The organism is Vibrio sp. 10N.247.311.47 (assembly GCF_041467535.1).
Lineage (GTDB): Bacteria > Pseudomonadota > Gammaproteobacteria > Enterobacterales > Vibrionaceae > Vibrio > Vibrio crassostreae_C.
Window position 1 is genome coordinate 24,475 of the sequence record NZ_JBFSUR010000033.1, and the last position, 17,182, is coordinate 41,656.

Here is a 17,182-nt window from a genome sequence, read left to right on the forward strand (position 1 = left end):
TTATATTAGTTCTTAGAACAGATAACAATAATAATTCGACTTAGTTTTGTGAGGTTATAGATTATGTACAAAACTCACAGTCAGCCAGTAATGACCTCGGCTCAGGAAGTAATTAACCCAAAATGCGTGATGTTGGTTGATGATGATCCTATTTTTCGCCGTATAACCAGCGCGTACCTAGACAAGGTCGGTTATAAAGTGGTTGAGGCTGAAAATGGACTGGACGCTTTGCAGAAACTTAGAGACTCAACGCCAGATTTAATTGTGTGTGACTTATCAATGCCAATACTTGATGGCATAGAGCTTGTGGAAGAGCTCAGTTTAGAGTACCCGTCACTGCCTATGATCGTTGTGTCTGGCACTGATGATATGTCTGACGTGGCGAAAGCCTTGCGATTTGGTATTAAAGACTTCTTGGCGAAGCCGTTAGAGGATCACCGTCACCTAGGAAGTGCGATTGCGAATACATTGACAGATTCGTTCGATAACATTTCAGACCAACGAGATTTTTCGAGCCAATGGTTCTGTGTGGATGATGGGGGAGAGATCCCTGAAGACCAAGAACTGCATTGGCACCTGAATTACCTTCAAGATAACCCAAGCGCAGCAAAAGACTTACTGCATGCGCTGCTTCCAGAGAAAGATACGCGACAAGGCTCATGGCGTTGCAGTTACCGGTTACTGCAATCAACAGAGATGATGCCACTTGTGTTTGACTATGCGTGGATGATGAACGGGCAGTTTGCTTTTTACCTCGTCGATTCATCGTCGTCTGATAATGGCGGCTCCGCGACAACATTGTTAGTGAGAGCGCTGTTCCACGATTACATAAGAAACAGAAAAGATTTTAATGTTGATCTCAAAGATATTGCTGAAATCTTAGAGAAGGGGATTCGTTGCTCTAAATGCTCCACCCCAGTGAATGCCTTGTTTGGTGTTGCTGACCTTGCCGAGGGAACCATCTCCATTTTGCCTGCGGGTCTAGACGGGCAATGGTCGAATGGTGAATTGAATCAATATATTGCAGCAGGTGAGCGCTTGGGTGAGAACTGCAAGAAGAACTTTATTACGCGGGACCTTCCGATCGAACAGGGCTGCCAACTGTCGTTGAGCCTACTTGGAGCGGCAAGTTTTAGTTTAGACATACACCAAGGGTCTACTGATTAACCCTATATTTCCTCGGTTTTTGTGAATAATTGATTAAGGTATAGTTGCGCAAATGGTGTGGCTATGCCTTTTTTGTTAAATGTCGATTTAGCAAAGCGGGTTTGGTTCCCCGGATACTTACCTTCACTAACAAAAACAAGAAGCAATCATGGCAGATAACAAAGACTTTCAAGACCCGTTTAATGTATTCTACTTTTTAGGATTTTTAGCCGCATTTTTAATGATTCCATTGCTACCAGCAACACTTACGTTGATCCGTGTATTCAATGGTTACGCAACATTCTAGTTAAGCTGTCGTCGCCGATTGGTGATAGCTAACTCAAGGAGGCCACAATTAGCGTTCGAGTTTTAAGCCTCAATATTGCTGGTGGCCTTTGTATATTTCTCGCAGTTCTAGGGATAGCTTTGCCCGTTCTGCCAACCACTCCTTTTCTCCTTCTTGCCAGCGCATGCTTCATGCGAAGCAATCCGAAAGTTCATAAATGGATGCATGAGCACAAAACGCTGGGTCCTTTGCTGAACAATTGGTATCAACACGGTGCCGTCACCAAACAAGTTAAAACGCGTGGCGTATTCTTTATCTTGTTGAGTTTTGCGTTATCCATCTACTTTGCCCCTATCATTTGGGTCAAGGCTTTCCTAATTTGTGTACTTGTTATTCTTCTCACATGGTTTATGCGACTTCCAACCCATGAGTTGGTTGCTGACAGCAAAGAAAATCACTACCATTAAGCCAGTGTGCCTGCTTGTATAGCGGGCGTTTATTATTTCAGCAATCAGAGTTATGACTCTCGTTGCAATGAATACCAATCGTACCTTTCCTTAATTCCGAGCGTTGATGTTTGATTCGTTAACGAGAGTTTGGAAAGCGGCCTAATGAAGTGCATAAGATTATGAACACAGAAAAAATCTCTCTGATCAAAGCAAGCATCAAAAGCATTCCTGATTACCCTAAAGCGGGTATTTTGTTCCGTGACGTAACAAGCTTGATGGAAGATCCAGTAGCTTACAAAGCGACTATCGACCTGCTAGCGGAAACATACAAGGACATGGGCTTTACTAAGATCGTTGGTACTGAAGCTCGTGGTTTCCTATTTGGTGCGCCTTTGGCACTTGAGCTAGGTGTTGGCTTCATTCCTGTTCGTAAGCCGGGCAAGCTGCCTCGTCAAACTGTGGCACAATCTTATGAGCTTGAGTACGGCACCGACACTCTAGAAATCCATACTGATGCTATCGTTGAAGGCGATAAAGTGTTGATGGTTGATGATTTGCTAGCAACGGGCGGTACGATTGAAGCAACAACAAAGTTGATTCGTCAGCTTGGTGGTGTGGTAGAACACGCTGCATTTGTTATTAACCTTCCAGAAATCGGTGGTGACAAGCGCTTACAAGGCTTAGGTCTAGAAGTGTTTAGCATCTGCGAATTCGACGGTCACTAATCCTTTTCGGAATTATTCATGAGCTATCTTGCGTTAGCGCGAAAATGGCGACCAACCAAATTCAAAGAAGTGGTTGGTCAAGCCCATGTTTTAACAGCATTAGAGAATGCCCTTAGCCAGAACAGGTTGCACCATGCATACCTGTTCAGCGGTACACGAGGTGTCGGTAAAACGACCATCGGCCGTTTGTTTGCTAAAGGGCTCAACTGTGAAACAGGCATTACCTCAACACCTTGTGGTGAATGTGCAACCTGTAAAGAAATCGATGAAGGTCGCTTTGTTGACCTACTTGAGATTGATGCGGCATCACGTACTAAGGTAGAAGATACCCGCGAGCTTCTGGACAATGTTCAGTACAAGCCTGCACGTGGTCGCTTCAAGGTTTACCTAATCGATGAAGTCCACATGCTTTCTAGGCACAGCTTTAATGCGCTTCTAAAGACCTTAGAAGAGCCGCCTGAGTATGTGAAATTCTTGCTCGCAACAACGGATCCACAGAAGCTTCCAGTGACTATCTTGTCGCGTTGTTTGCAGTTCCACCTTAAGCCGATCAGCGTTGATAATATTCACGAGCAGCTCGATCATATTCTTGAACAAGAAGATGTGACGTCTGAGTCTCGTGCGCTTGGAATGATTGCTCATGCTGCTGATGGCAGTATGCGTGATGCACTAAGCCTTACAGACCAAGCTATCGCATTGGGTAATGGCAATGTCGTAACAGATACTGTTGCTCACATGCTCGGAACACTGGATACCGACCAAGCTATCCACTTGCTTGAAGCGATTAGCAGTAAGCAGCCACAGCAAGCGATGGCGTGTATCCAAAGCCTTGCTGAGAACGGTGTTGAGTGGGATGGTTTGCTGAATCAGCTTGCGGCCCAACTGCATCGTCTTGCGATGTTCCAAGCTTTGCCATCTACATTAGATAAGGCACAGCCTGACGCTGAGAAGCTTGAACTACTGAGCAAAGCGCTTAGCCCACAAGACATTCAACTCTACTACCAGATCGTATTGAAAGGTCGTGAAGACTTACCATTGTCGCCAACCGCTCGCGTTGGTATTGAGATGGTGGTTTTACGCATGTTGGCATTTAGACCAGCTGAACAAGCGGTTGCTACGGCAATCTCGACTCAGTTGGCAAGCCCAGCGCCAGTTCCAGCAGCTCAAGCTCAGAACGTTGCTCAGTCAGTGAGTCAACCTGCGCCAATGGCAGCTCCGAGACAGCCTCAGATGCAACAACAGGCGCCTCAACAGCAAGCTATGCAGCCACCACCCGTGCAACAGACTCCAGCACAGTATTCAGATTCGCAAGGTTACGCTGAACATTCAGGCAACCAAGGTTATCCTGAGCAGGATTACCCGCATAGCCAGTATGACGCGCCTCCTGCTTATGATGAGCGTCCAAGCTACGGTGCAGAGCAGCCTCAGCAGCAACAAACGAATTATCAAAACCAGAGTCCGGTTCAACAGCCAAGCGCTGCACCTTCTGCTCCGCAAGAGCAGCCAGCGCGTGCAACTTCGCCTATGAGTGGTTTACGCCACCAATTACGTTCTCAACGTAGAGGCAGTTCGGCAACAGAAAACAAAGGCTCGGCGCCAAAAAAGGCTAAAGCGACACCAGCTAAAACTTCAGTTCTTGATCGAGTTGCTCAGCAACACGGTGGTTCTGAGCGGGTGTCGCCAGCTTCTTTATCAGCCTCTTCGACAGAAAATGTGACCAACGATAATGAACCTTATCGCTGGAAACCGTCTAAACCTGTAGTGAAAGAGGTGAGCAAAGAGCTTACACCTACTCAGATCAAGCGTGCGTTAGAGCATATTAAGACACCAGAAATGGTCGACAAATTGCTTCAAGAGTCGATTGCTCAAGATGAATGGTCCGCCACGATTCAAAAGCTAGAGACAGCCAAGCTTGTTGAACAGTTAGCATTGAACTCAGTGTTTGCTAAAAACGACACATCAATCACTTTAACGTTGAGAGCGAGCCAAGCTCACTTGAATACGGACCGTGCACAGAGTGAATTATTGCAGTCTCTCAATACTGTGCTTGGAGAAGAGTGTCATTTGAGTGTTGAAATCGGTGATGGTGGAGAAACGCCGCTAGAATTACGAGAAAGGTTGTACCAAGGTAAGTTGAAAGACGCGTTTACCGCTTTAGAAAACGATGCCAACGTACAGTTCATTGAAAGACGTTTTGCCGCTGAACTCGACAGAGACAGCGTTCGTCCTATCTAGAACGTTTTCTTGTTTAGTGACCGGCATATCATCCCAGATAAGCAAATCTGAGAACTGAACATCGAGGGGTTGAATCACACTGTTTTAACCCCCATTTAAGCTCGTATAGCTTAATTAATTTTAATAAACCAATTAGACCAGAGAGTATTAACATGTTTGGTAAAGGCGGTATGGGCAACATGATGAAGCAAGCCCAGCAAATGCAAGAGCGCATGCAAAAGCTTCAAGAAGAAATCGCAAATATGGAAGTTACAGGTGAGTCAGGTGCTGGCCTTGTAAAAGTAACGATCACTGGTAGCCACAGCGTTCGCCGTGTTGATATCGATGAAAGCCTAATGGAAGACGATAAAGAGATGCTTGAAGATCTTATCGCTGCTGCTTTCAACGATGCGGCTCGTCGCGTTGAAGAAACTCAAAAAGAGAAAATGGCTAGCGTAACTGGCGGAATGCAACTTCCACCAGGTATGAAGATGCCTTTCTAAGTAACTTATTCTTAAAGGTTAATTCAGGTGGTGGTTTGTGTTGAACAGGCTATTACTTGAACATTAGAACGGTTAAATATGCGTACCAGTCATATGCTGGAGCATTTGATGGAGGCCTTACGTTGTCTACCTGGGGTTGGCCCCAAGTCGGCGCAGCGTATGGCCTTTCATTTGTTACAGCGCGATAGAAAAGGCGGCCTACAATTGGCTGAAGCTCTTAGCCAAGCAATGACCGAAATTGGTCACTGTAATGAGTGCCGTACTTTTACTGAAGAAGATACTTGCCACATTTGTACCAATCCTAAACGTCAGGAAAATGGTCAAATCTGTGTAGTAGAGAGCCCTGCAGACATTGCAGCTATCGAAGCAACTGGCCAATATTCAGGTCGTTACTTTGTATTGATGGGTCACCTTTCACCACTTGATGGTATTGGTCCAAGTGACATCGGTCTCGATGTTTTGGACTACCGCCTGCGTCGTGGTGATATCTCTGAAGTAATCCTAGCGACTAACCCAACAGTTGAAGGGGAAGCAACAGCGCATTACATTGCTGAGCTATGTAATGCCCATGAAGTGAACGCTAGTCGTATCGCTCATGGTGTTCCCGTTGGTGGTGAGCTAGAGCTGGTGGATGGCACCACGCTTTCGCACTCCTTACTCGGTCGTCATAAGATCTAAACAAGCCGCTTGGTGAATCATCACTAAGCGGCTTTTTCTTTTATTGCTTTAGACGTTTTTCAGCGCTTAATCTGAACCTCTTACCGCTTTGTATATCATCGCGCCAATCACGGCACCAATAATCGGTGCAACCCAGAATAGCCATAATTGCGAAACGGCCCAATCACCGACAAATACAGCCACGCCGGTACTTCGAGCAGGGTTCACAGAGGTGTTGGTTACAGGAATACTGATAAGGTGAATCAAGGTCAAACAGAGACCAATCGCAATGGGTGCAAACCCAGCAGTCGCTTTTGAATCAGTTGCGCCCATTATCACGAATAGGAACACCATGGTCATGACTACTTCACAGACCAGTGCAGCAGTTAGTGAGTAGCCGCCCGGTGAGTGTTCACCGTAACCATTTGAAGCAAAGCCAGATGCCGCAGCGTCGAAACCTGCTTGGCCTGAAGCAATCACAAATAACACTCCACCCGCGATAATACCGCCAATGACCTGGGCAATAATGTAAGGTGCGACGTCTTTGGCATCAAAGCGGCCACCGCTCCAAAGACCAATTGTAACAGCAGGGTTGAGATGACAGCCGGATATATGGCCAATAGCAAAAGCCATGGTGAGTACGGTTAAACCAAACGCGAGGGAAACCCCGAGTAAGCCGATACCTACATCGGGAAAAGCAGCGGCTAAGACGGCACTACCACAACCACCTAACACCAACCAAAATGTACCGAATATTTCTGCGATATACCTATTCATAACTATCCTTATTAATCTTTACCAGTATCAATAAGATAGTTTAGTTCTATCAAAGTTGTGAAATCTTGGGCATATATAAGAAGAAAAGTATTGTTAAGTTATTGCTTCGAGCTCAATAAGGTTATCAAGCGCTTCTTGGTCTGTTTTACCACAGATGATAGGGCAGGCTTTGAATTGGTGACATACCTTCGGGCGTGAAGGTTGACCAAATAATTTGCAGAGATCTTGCTCATTTAATTGAATGCAACGCACACCAGCAGGCTTACCATTAGGCATTCCAGGAATAGCAGATGTAATACTTGGAGCGATACAACAAGCTCCACAACCTAGGCGACATTCCATCAAATTAAACTCACTAAATAACAGGGTGCGCGATAGTAGCAAAAAATAATGGGAGTGACAGCTATTGATTGGATCACAGAATGAACAATTTTTATCCTTGAACTTTTTATGGGCTAACGGTATAACACGCACCCCAGTAAAAGAGTAAGAAGTAATTCTATGACGAATCCATTTTGGCAAGAAAAGACACTAGAGCAAATGACCGAGAATGAGTGGGAATCACTTTGTGACGGTTGCGGTAAGTGCTGCCTACATAAATTAATGGATGAAGATAGTGATGAAGTGTATTACACCAATGTGGCGTGCAGCTGGTTAAACGACAAAACATGTTCGTGTAAAGACTACCCGAACCGTTTCACTTCAGGTGAAGAGTGTTTGAAGCTGACTCGTGACAAGATTCATGAATTCCATTGGCTACCAGACACTTGTGCTTACCGCCTTTTATCAGAATCTAAGCCGATTCCTGAATGGCACCCGTTGATCACCGGATCAAAAACAGAGATGCATGCAGCAGGTGAAAGCGTTCGTAACAAAGTGGTATACGAAATCGATGTTGTCGATTGGGAAGATCACATCCAAAACTTACCTGATAGACTAAAACCTCATAATTAACTTTCTAAGTTGAGAATGCCGTATATACTGATTGTATGTACAGTATGAGGTTTAGTATGTCAGATAACGATGAAAATCAGAAAAAGGTCATACGAAAAGAGGTAGAGATTTCATCTATCCCTAACTTCGTTTACGAGAAACCATTGGTATCCATTGATGAGAATGGCGAACCTCAGGTTACCTACCGTGCCAATGGTAATACGTTCCCAATCAAGAAACTCCCCTTACTCTATATCGCTGGGTATGACGACAAAGACAACCTAATCAGCTACCAGCCAATAAACATGGTCAATGAGTTCCTATTGTCGAAAGCAATCGATGATGGGGTGCTTGAGCTTGGTACAGATGCACAGGGGCTTGCCCATTACTTCAGCTTCATACTGGACAAACAGGCAGAGTGGGATGCTGAATACTATGGAGGGGACTTTTACCCTCTCTATGATGACCCCCGCCCAGAATGGAGCGCTTTTCCTCGTAACAAGCAAGAGCGGTTAACTTACCAATATCGGGATGGAATCAAGCAGCTCGCTATTGGTGGTGTATTGGCTAAAACAACGGCTAGGCAATATATGAGTAGTGTCGTTGGTTTCTATAAACACTGCCTTCGCCAAGGTATCCGCTTTAATAATCCTCCCTTCCAGTTTGAGACAGTGAATATCCATTACGAGGCGTCTGCATCTAGTATGAAAGCTTACCAACGTAAGCAGGTGCACACGACGGATATGCGGATTAAGTTTTCTAAGTCATCTCGTAGTGGCGGCACAAACCTCAGCAACCTACGCCGTGACTTAAAACCGTTTACCAATAATGAATGGAACATCCTGCAAGCAATATTAATGAAGTCCCGCAGGGTGGTTCGTCATGGTGACAATAATAAACTGCATTCTCTGCCGATTGAGTTTTGTCTGCACCCAATGATTTGCCGTAATACGGGGTTACGCCGTGAGGAAGCCGCGAGCCTTCATTTGGGACAGATAGTTAACCCCGAAATCATGATTCAGGACGGCAAAGAGGTGTTTAAAAAGCCTGTGATGGATTTGGGTGTCGGAGATAAGTACCAATCACTAACAAAGACTGCTGAGGGCTTCGCAGAGAAGAATAAAAGCCGCGAAACCATTATCCCCGCCACATTGATGAAGATGCTTTACGATTACTCGCAGTCTGATAGGTATCAAAAGCGCCTTGAGAAATTCAAAGCATGGTGCAAGGAGCAGGCTGAGGCAGGGAATACGCATTTCTTTGAGGGTGATGATGCCATTAACCCCGAACTGGAATACCTGTTTATTACCCAGTCCGGGAAGCCCATGTATACCAGACTACAAGACTTTACTGGGCGCTGGGTGGAAATACGTAAAACTGCAAACCTAACCCAAGGTCTTGACCAGCCTATTGTCGGCTCTATACATAATCTGCGTTCAACATTTGCCGTGAATATATTCCGCCACCTTTTAAATAAAAAGGATGAGCATGGCAACCCGTCAATCACACCCGATGATGCATTGGATAGGGTGTCAGTGTTGCTAGGCCATGAAGATAGGGCGACGACGATGGAATACCTGAAAATTGCACAGGATATGCCCTCTGCCGATGAAATCTACGAGGACGTACTGGACTATATTGGCGCTTTTGATGACTTGGAGGCGGCAGTATGAAGCAAGGGCGTAAGCGTACCAAAATAGCACTTAATAAACCGAGCGCACCTGTTATCCCACTTCGCTTTGAAGATATGGTTTTAGATTGTGGCAATCGACAAAAATCCCACACTGACCGCCTGCGCTACCGTAACGTGCCGACAGTAAAGCAAATAAAATCAGGGAGTGGCGTGCTAGCGAATCGGGATGATATCGTCAGGGACATTCACCAACGGCTAAATCCCTTACCTGAAAATGAATCAAAGAGAAGTTATTTTTCTGGGCTTGTTAACTACTTCCAATATCTTGACGGCATTGGTTATCACGGTGACCTTTTTACTAATGCCGTCATGATTGATTGCTTAAAGCACTTCAATAAATTACGCGAAAAAGGTGTGCAGGTATCGAAAGCCTCTGGGATTAAAAGTGCCTTATCTTTGTTATTAAGGCTCTGGAACAGAGAAGCTGACCTTAAGATGCTGCCAGAAGTTGGATCACACCCTTTGGCTGCAAATAAAGCGTTTCATGTGGAAACAGAGCTGAAACCATTATCAAGGGTATTGGTTAAAGGCGCACTGGCCTTTCAGGAAGCGATTGAGAACAATGAGTTGCTAGATATTCATCCGTTCTTTGATGAAGAGCGGTTTGATGAACAAGCAAAGCGTAATGGCTGGACATTAAGGCAAGGTGCAGACAAGAAAAAGGGCTTCAAGAAGTGCATGAAACCCATGCCTGCAAACCTAAAGGACGCCTCGCTTTCATTTGAACGACTTAATCGGCAGGTATTTTATAACCATGCATCACGCAATTGGTTTTTCGTGTTCTCAATGCTGACAGGCATGAATAGATCGGTGCTCGCTAATGTACAGCATAAGGACGTTTCATTTAAAAGCATTGGCAGTGGGCGGTTTGTTTTTGACGGAGAAAAGTTCAGGGCGGGTTATAAGAGTTTGGATAATAGCGCTGGCTTTAGCCAGCGAACCAAGGAGCTGGTTACTCGATGGCTTAAAACGTCTAAAGTGATGTACCAATCACTGGGTATCCCGCTGTCAAATGAACTGCCGCTTTGCCCTTTCTTCAATAGCAATGGTGAGGTTTGGACATTCAATAACCATGGTTCAAATATTGGCTACATCAATACTCAGCTTGAGAAGATAACTGGCTTAACGGTTAATACAAGCCGATTCAGGGCGACAAAATCTGATGTACTGATGCGAGTCACTGAAGATGTCTTCCTTGTGTCACAGGGGCTGAATAATGAAATAAATGTTGTCGCCCAACGCTACTCTAGTGGTGTTCAGGCAGACCATGATAACAACCTTAATGCCACGATGGACGCACAATACGCTGTTGCCAAGGGCGAGGAGATTGGTAAAGCCATCGAGGACGCAAAGGCGATGCGCAGCGATATTTTGTCAGATTATGATTATAAGAATTTGCGTACCCGTAAAAGCAAAGAGCAGCCATTAATGACAACGCCCAGTGGCATCAAATGCGCAGGGGCAACACCAGAGAAGCTTATTGCGGAAGCAAGGCGCATGAATCAGTTGGGCATCGATTTTTCGAAAGATACGGGGCGTTGCACGGATTTTCTTGCTTGCTTTGATTGCGACAGTCATAAATTGGTGGCGTCAGAAAATGATATCTGGTTGATGCTGTCATTTTTAGAGCAAATTGAAGACCTCAAAGAGATGGTGGCAAGTAATTCCGCACCGAAGGATGAGTATTTTGTGGTGGAGGGGATGTTGAAAAAAGTCCTTCTCAGGCTGAAACAGAAAGCACCTAAAAACTACGCTCTAGCAAAACAAAAAGTGGATGACGGTGAGTACCACCCGCTTTATCAAGACCGAGCTAGCGCAAGCCAATTCTTTAAGGGGTAATTTTATGTCTGAAAAGCTTATACAGCTTCGCCAAGAACTTGCTGAAAACCCGTATGTGACGTTTGACTCTGACGGGAAAGGTGTTTCTCGTGTCTTTGATGCAAAGTGGGATTTCCACGCCCTGAACCAGAATAAAAAAACAGTTTCTTTTGGGCATATTGACGAAAAGTACCGTCAGGATATTCAGTCTTATCTTTATGCGCTGATGCAATGGCAAAAGAAAAAGTCAAACTCCAATTCCCATGTAGCTGTCGGCTCGTTGATAAAGAGAAGGGATACATTAAACACCATCGCAACACGCTGGGGAAAGAGTGACTTCAGCTTGCTTTCGAGTGAACGAGAGTGGATGAGATGTAGTAAAACATTGCATGGGGTTGGCAATGAAAGTACGTGCCGAAGCTTTGCTTCAACGGTTAATGCACTGAATAAAGCGGGCCTTGTAACGCGTTATGTCCATAAACGGGAGTCTATCAAGTGGGTTAACCCTTATACGGAGGACGATGGTCAAGCCATCGCATTTCCTGAGGCTATTCACGTCAGTATTTTAAAAACGGTTGTTGAGTTTGTAGAAACCTATCACCCATATCGTCACCAGATTTCAGAGACGATGGAAAAGCTATACACCTATCAGGATGAAATGTTCAACGCTGAGCTAAAAGCACTCGGTGTAAGTACCTTAACCGATAATCAAATGAAGGCATTAAGAAACAGGATGTCACGCAAAACAAGCAAGTGGCCTGAACGGAAAGCCATTCCTAATTTTTCGTTTAACAGGAAAGGAAATTGGTTAGGAACAATGCTCAGAATGTGCTTTATCTGTGTCGGCTTATTCTCCGCCGCCCGAAAGGAAGAGCTGCTCTCCATGAACAAAGAGAGCTATGACGATACATTAGCTACTGTGCCCAAGGTCTCAGGGTTTTCGACAAAGGGAAATAAGGGTGAAAGAATTTATACGACGTGGAATACTGCCCCTATCGCAAAGCTGGCACTGGAGCTAGCTTATGACGCCACGCAAGCCGCGAGAAAATACAGTTTAGAACGACTGGATGACGGTTTTCAACATGGTCTGTTAACCAAAGACCAATATAATGCAAAGAAACAAGACCTTGAAAGTGCCTTTATTTCTTCTGACATCCCTTATGGCAGTGAAGCGCTCATAAATAAAGCATCGCTAAAATACAGTATTGACGGGGCTGGTGATGCATTGAATATGAAAGAGTTCAACATTACTGCGACCGCCGAAGACGTTGACGAATTCGACCTGTTAAATCCAGAGCGAGCAGGAAGTTTAAAGATTGGAGGCGGTTTACCAAAGCTTAGTTCACATGACTTACGAAGGAGTTTTGTGGTCTTTATGGTGAAAAACCGACTGGGCAATGCGCTTACAGTAAAATACCAACTTAAACACCGCAATATTAATATGTCCAACTGGTACGCGAATTATTCCGAGCTGGCGCGTATCAACCAACTGCTGATGGATACAAAGTTAATGAGTGAATTTGATGAAGCCATTGAAAACTCAGCAGTGGACGCATGGGATGAGATTTACAATGTATCCGATACCTTAAGTGGTGCTGAAGGCGAGCGCATAGCCCAAAATAAAGCAGAGCGGCTAGCACAGGGGGAAGAAATTGTTATGTCCCGAAGTGAGTTGCTCGCTTTGGTAAGGTCTGGTGATAAATCCATTGTGTTGCTTCCTACTGGGGGGTACTGCACCAACCGTAATTGTGAGCGCCTTTGCTCACTGATGGATATTGTTGAAGCCCCCTGTGAGCATAAGGTAATCACTGATAAAGCGGCTAAAAGGCTTTCAAGGGAGCGGGACAACCTCATTGCTTCGTTCCGAGCAATCAATGATATGGGTGATTATGCCAATGAGTTGATTCTGGATGCCAGAAAAAAGAAGATTCAGTCCATTGAACCTACATTGGTCAAACACAGCATCCCACTTGATGGCTTCAATGATGATATTAAGGCGGTATGGTCATGAAAGTTGAGTATAAGGCAACCTGCAAGGCAGAAGGGTTACTGGTCAATGCATTTCAGCGCTTATTAGATGGCAAGCCGCTTCATGTTAAGGCGACTGGCAAGCTGACGTTGAACCGAATCAATAATGAAGCCCAACTTGGCAACAGCTATGTACATAAGTTTAAAGAGTTCGTGGCCTACGCCAAACCTGTTATCGATGAATACAACCACAACCGCGATAAGGCGATGACAACAGGCTTAGATATTGAGCTAGATGTCCCTTTGTCTGAGCTTGATAGGCTCAAGCACGAATTAAAAAAAGCTAATGAGCTTAAAGATAAATACAGGATTCAACGAAACAACGCAATTGAGGCCCGAAAACAGTTAGAGGCGGAGAACGCTAGGCTTCGTTTCAGGGTGTTTGACCTGCAACAAGAGTTATTGGATGAAAACTCAGTTGTGACAGCAATCAAGTAACGCGCTTTCACGCGCAAAGTGCAATCGGATAAAAGACGTAAGACGTTTCTGCTCCAAAATGAGCTAAAGCCATTAGTTGCCCACGTCACGACAATCAAGTTTGACTTACTTAGCGTAATGCTTTTTGTGTGCTTACATAGGCATATACAGCACCCAACGGATGACCGATACATTTCAACGGAGTGAGATTCAAGTTACTAGGAAATTTTGAAGTTCACAATGGCTTTGATTAGGGGCTGTTTTTTCGTCTAAGTTTGTTTCAGCCTACATTGTTTGATGTTAACTTAATGAAAATGATAACAAACAATAACTACATGGAAGATAAATGTACATTCGTACAGTCGAAATTGAAAACTATCGAGCCTTCAAAAACTTCGAGATCAAATTTTCACCACTAACCGTAATTATTGGTGAAAACGAAGCAGGTAAAACTAACCTATTCGATGCTCTTGCCTTGCCACTTAACAACAACGACATTAGCTTTAATAAGAAACGTCTCTCAGTATCGGATATCAACCGCGAAGCAATCAAAGAGTTTTACCAAGCGATCATCAACGGTAAGGACGATGATGAGATCAAGCTATTGATTCCTAAGGTTCGAGTTGAGGTAGAGTTTACTGAGCCAAAGAACATTATTGAAGAAGGCGTTATTGGCAAGTGGATAATCGGAGAAGAAGCCGACGATAGCTACAAGATTCGTTACGACTTCAAGCCCAAAGATACAGAGCAATTTGTTAAGGCTGCCAAGGAGCTACTTGACGGTATCGGGGACATAAAAGATACACGCTGGTTCAACCTGCCAATTGAGCTGTACGACTACGACATAACACAAAGCAACAATGGGTTAAGGGTTAGCTATTCTGATTTAAGACTTATAGGCATCAACTCGATCAACGCTGAGCGTGATGACTTTGCCGAAAGTAACACTCAGAAATCAAACGACATCCTGACCAAGATGTTGATTTCCGCTCTCGAAGATTCTGACAAAGCCAAGATTAACAGCGCATACACTTCTTTTTTCGATGCAATCGAAAACACCGAGACATTCACAAAAATCGTTACACCTGATCCAGACTTCGAGAACTTCTTCGACGAGATTGTTGATAAGCTTGAATGTATCCCGAACCTGCCTAATTTAAAAAGCATCCTATCCAACATTACTCTGAAGTCAGGTGAAAGCTATCTGTATCAGCGTGGTCTTGGATATCGTAACCTCGTGTACATCTACCTATTATTTGAGTTCTTTAGCGGCAACAAGAATGCACTTAACCTATGCTGTATCGAAGAACCTGAAGCACACCTCAGCGTCAACAACCTCCGCTTCGCAACTGACTTTATATACAAAAGCACACAAAAAGGCGGCTCGTCTCTACAAACGCTAATTAGCTCCCATAGTCCACTGGTCATCAATAAACTTGAGCTAACCAACGTGATCGTCCTATCTGGAAATAATGCGATCCACCTAATTGATAGTAAGAAAAATCTTACTAACTACCTTCGTAAGCGACCAAACTTCGACATTCTAAAACTACTGCTGAGCAACAAGACAGTTCTCGTTGAAGGCACTACGGAAGAGATGCTGATTAACGCTATCCTCTATCGAAATAACGAAAATGTAAGCAGTCTTGAAGTTATTTCTATTGAGCAAACGGGCTTTACAACTTTCATGGACGTTTGGCTACAAGTCAACAAAGGCAATACTAAGAAGAAGTTAAGCATAATTCGAGATTATGATGACAATGACTCAACCAAAGATAAGCATCAAAAATACGATACTGATAACGACAATATTCGAGTAAGAACCACTACCAAATATACGCTCGAAGATGATCTTGCAGAGGCTGATGGAAACCTTGGCCGCTTGAACGCACTTTTCAAGAAAAAGTACAAAACCTCTGGTGATATGGCTGAGTTCCTGAAGAAAAGCAAAGCTGAAAGGATGCTCAGGATAGCTGACTCCATCTTAGATGAAGAGAACAAAGATCCGATCTCGTTACCCAAGCACATTCAAGAAGCCTTGGATTTCATGAAATGATTGAAATTCAGATAGCTGGAGCTGGCGCAGGTAAGACTTATAGTCTGGCTGAGAAGATCATCGCGCACTACGACTCAACATCGCATAAGAAAATCTTTGCGATTACTTATACCAACAATGCCACGCAGAACATTTCTCAAGCGATTATCAGACAATTAGGATACTTGCCAGACAATATCGTGGTTTGCACAGTTCACACGTTTCTATTGAATGAGGTCATTTACCCTTACTCTCCTTTTGTTTTAAATGAAGTACACACTACCTCTTCACAATGCAAAACGTTCTCAAACTTTCCTGCTGGAAAGTCTGCTGAGAAAAAACAAAGAGAAACTAAGAGCACCATTTCAAGGCTAAAGAAAATTGGGGTAATACATGTCGATGAAACATATTCTGCGGCATGGAGAGTTGTCGATGAAAACTATTCAAAACACAACAGTCAGAAGAAGAAATCTAAAGTTAGGAAAGTTCATAAACTCCTAAGCAGTGCGATCGACAAGATTTTCCTTGATGAAGCTCAGGATCTTGACGAAACCGCTCTTAAAGCTTTTCAAAAAATCGGCGAGAATTCTGCTGATATTTACATGGTAGGCGATCCCAAGCAAGCAATTGATTATCCAGAAGATTTCAAAGGTTGGTTAGCAAATAACAAAGCCAACAAAAAAGTAAAAGTGCTGCCGAATATCACGACATCTCGTAGGGTTCCACAGAGGATTCTTGATCTATCAAATACCTTCTGCCCCAAAGGGCAAGAGCAGATCAGCTTGTCTGAAGTTGAAGGACGCCTCACATACATCACTACAGAAGATGACCATTATGACGCTGTATTTAGCCATCACATTGAGAATGGAAGTTTAGTTAGCATCTTCAGAAAAGAAGGTAACTACTCAACGAAACAAGCAGGATCACTACCCGAGTTTGACCCTGAGGTAGAAGAGCTACTTACAGTAAAATTCCCCGAATACGAAGAAGGGGTGGTGATATATTCATTACAGCGTTTCTTTGCATCTTTGTTGTCCAAAAATGACAACAACAGTTCCATACGTAAATTTCTTGCCAAGCTCGAAATTCCGTATGAAAAAGAGTTGTTCAAAAATCTTTGCCGATCTGCTGAGCAATATAGTTCATCCAAGGACAATTCGGCTAAGTACACAATAAGCAGCATCCAGCGCACTAAGGGCTTAGAGTCTAAGGTCTGTGTATTAGTCTTAACACCAGCGATTTTCAAATGCTTAATGCAGGATGCTGTAACCAAGTTCAACAAGACTTGGAATATTGTTTACGTTGCATTAACGAGGGCTGAGTCAGAGCTTGTTGTTGCAGTCGACATGGATTTACTTGGCAACAAATACAACCACGATGACATTGTTAAAAGCCTTGAATCTATTGGGTTTGAAGTGTTAAACCCAAATCTTCCAAACCACAAAAACGAAGAAAACTTTGTGAAATAAATTTAAAAGAAAGTTCTATGCTCTCACTTCAA

The 17,182-nt window shown here is 44.0% G+C and carries 16 protein-coding genes; 14 read left to right on the plus strand and 2 right to left on the minus strand.

What is annotated here, in order from left to right:
• Window positions 1–63 precede the first annotated feature (63 nt).
• From AB6E51_RS19290 to recR, 7 genes are all read left to right on the plus strand, one after another.
• Complete coding sequence (locus AB6E51_RS19290) at window positions 64–1,167, plus strand: response regulator (protein WP_372058218.1); 1,104 nt, start codon at window positions 64–66, stop codon at window positions 1,165–1,167.
• A 148-nt stretch (window positions 1,168–1,315) separates the two neighbouring features.
• Window positions 1,316–1,453, plus strand: a complete 138-nt coding sequence (locus tag AB6E51_RS19295; RefSeq protein WP_017067606.1) for a hypothetical protein — start codon at window positions 1,316–1,318, stop codon at window positions 1,451–1,453.
• Window positions 1,454–1,527: 74 nt separating this feature from the next.
• Window positions 1,528–1,899, plus strand: coding sequence for a YbaN family protein (locus tag AB6E51_RS19300; protein WP_029223120.1), 372 nt, complete (start codon window positions 1,528–1,530; stop codon window positions 1,897–1,899).
• Window positions 1,900–2,060: 161 nt separating this feature from the next.
• On the plus strand, window positions 2,061–2,606 hold the full coding sequence (gene apt, locus AB6E51_RS19305) for an adenine phosphoribosyltransferase (protein ID WP_017062340.1): 546 nt from the start codon (window positions 2,061–2,063) through the stop codon (window positions 2,604–2,606).
• 18 nt (window positions 2,607–2,624) lie between these two features.
• Window positions 2,625–4,841 carry a DNA polymerase III subunit gamma/tau gene (dnaX, locus tag AB6E51_RS19310; RefSeq protein WP_372058217.1) on the plus strand — a complete coding sequence of 739 codons (2,217 nt, stop codon included), beginning with the start codon at window positions 2,625–2,627 and terminating at the stop codon, window positions 4,839–4,841.
• A gap of 152 nt (window positions 4,842–4,993) precedes the next feature.
• On the plus strand, window positions 4,994–5,323 hold the full coding sequence (locus AB6E51_RS19315) for a YbaB/EbfC family nucleoid-associated protein (protein ID WP_017062338.1): 330 nt from the start codon (window positions 4,994–4,996) through the stop codon (window positions 5,321–5,323).
• Between the two features lie 78 nt (window positions 5,324–5,401).
• Complete coding sequence (gene recR / locus AB6E51_RS19320; RefSeq protein ID WP_019823189.1) at window positions 5,402–6,001, plus strand: recombination mediator RecR; 600 nt, start codon at window positions 5,402–5,404, stop codon at window positions 5,999–6,001.
• A gap of 66 nt (window positions 6,002–6,067) precedes the next feature.
• Here recR and aqpZ read toward each other — a convergent pair whose 3' ends face one another.
• Window positions 6,068–6,757, minus strand: a complete 690-nt coding sequence (aqpZ, locus tag AB6E51_RS19325; RefSeq protein ID WP_372058216.1) for an aquaporin Z — start codon at window positions 6,755–6,757, stop codon at window positions 6,068–6,070.
• Between the two features lie 93 nt (window positions 6,758–6,850).
• A complete protein-coding gene (locus tag AB6E51_RS19330) occupies window positions 6,851–7,099 on the minus strand; it encodes a YkgJ family cysteine cluster protein (protein WP_004734153.1) in 249 nt (82 codons plus the stop codon).
• 159 nt (window positions 7,100–7,258) lie between these two features.
• On the opposite strand from AB6E51_RS19330, the gene AB6E51_RS19335 reads away from it, so the two are divergent.
• The 7 genes from AB6E51_RS19335 (at window position 7,259) to AB6E51_RS19365 (ending at window position 17,150) form a co-directional block, all read left to right on the plus strand.
• Window positions 7,259–7,711, plus strand: a complete 453-nt coding sequence (locus AB6E51_RS19335; protein ID WP_372058215.1) for a YcgN family cysteine cluster protein — start codon at window positions 7,259–7,261, stop codon at window positions 7,709–7,711.
• 56 nt (window positions 7,712–7,767) lie between these two features.
• Entirely contained in the window at window positions 7,768–9,363 is a 1,596-nt protein-coding gene (locus AB6E51_RS19340; RefSeq protein ID WP_372058214.1) for a tyrosine-type recombinase/integrase, read from the plus strand.
• Window positions 9,360–11,222, plus strand: a complete 1,863-nt coding sequence (locus AB6E51_RS19345; RefSeq protein ID WP_372058213.1) for a hypothetical protein — start codon at window positions 9,360–9,362, stop codon at window positions 11,220–11,222. Before AB6E51_RS19340 ends, AB6E51_RS19345 begins: the two co-directional genes overlap by 4 nt.
• Before the next feature lie 4 nt (window positions 11,223–11,226).
• Entirely contained in the window at window positions 11,227–13,212 is a 1,986-nt protein-coding gene (locus tag AB6E51_RS19350; protein ID WP_372058212.1) for a hypothetical protein, read from the plus strand.
• Window positions 13,209–13,667: a hypothetical protein gene (locus tag AB6E51_RS19355; RefSeq protein WP_372058211.1), complete on the plus strand. Its 459-nt coding sequence runs from the start codon at window positions 13,209–13,211 to the stop codon at window positions 13,665–13,667. The genes AB6E51_RS19350 and AB6E51_RS19355 overlap by 4 nt, the downstream gene beginning before the upstream one ends.
• Window positions 13,668–13,992: 325 nt before the next feature.
• Window positions 13,993–15,702 (plus strand): ATP-dependent endonuclease, encoded by a 1,710-nt coding sequence (locus AB6E51_RS19360; protein WP_372058210.1) that lies wholly within the window; start codon window positions 13,993–13,995, stop codon window positions 15,700–15,702.
• The gene (locus tag AB6E51_RS19365; RefSeq protein ID WP_372058209.1) at window positions 15,699–17,150 is read left to right on the plus strand and encodes a UvrD-helicase domain-containing protein; all 1,452 of its coding nucleotides are present in this window, start codon (window positions 15,699–15,701) and stop codon (window positions 17,148–17,150) included. Before AB6E51_RS19360 ends, AB6E51_RS19365 begins: the two co-directional genes overlap by 4 nt.
• Window positions 17,151–17,182: the final 32 nt, after the last annotated feature.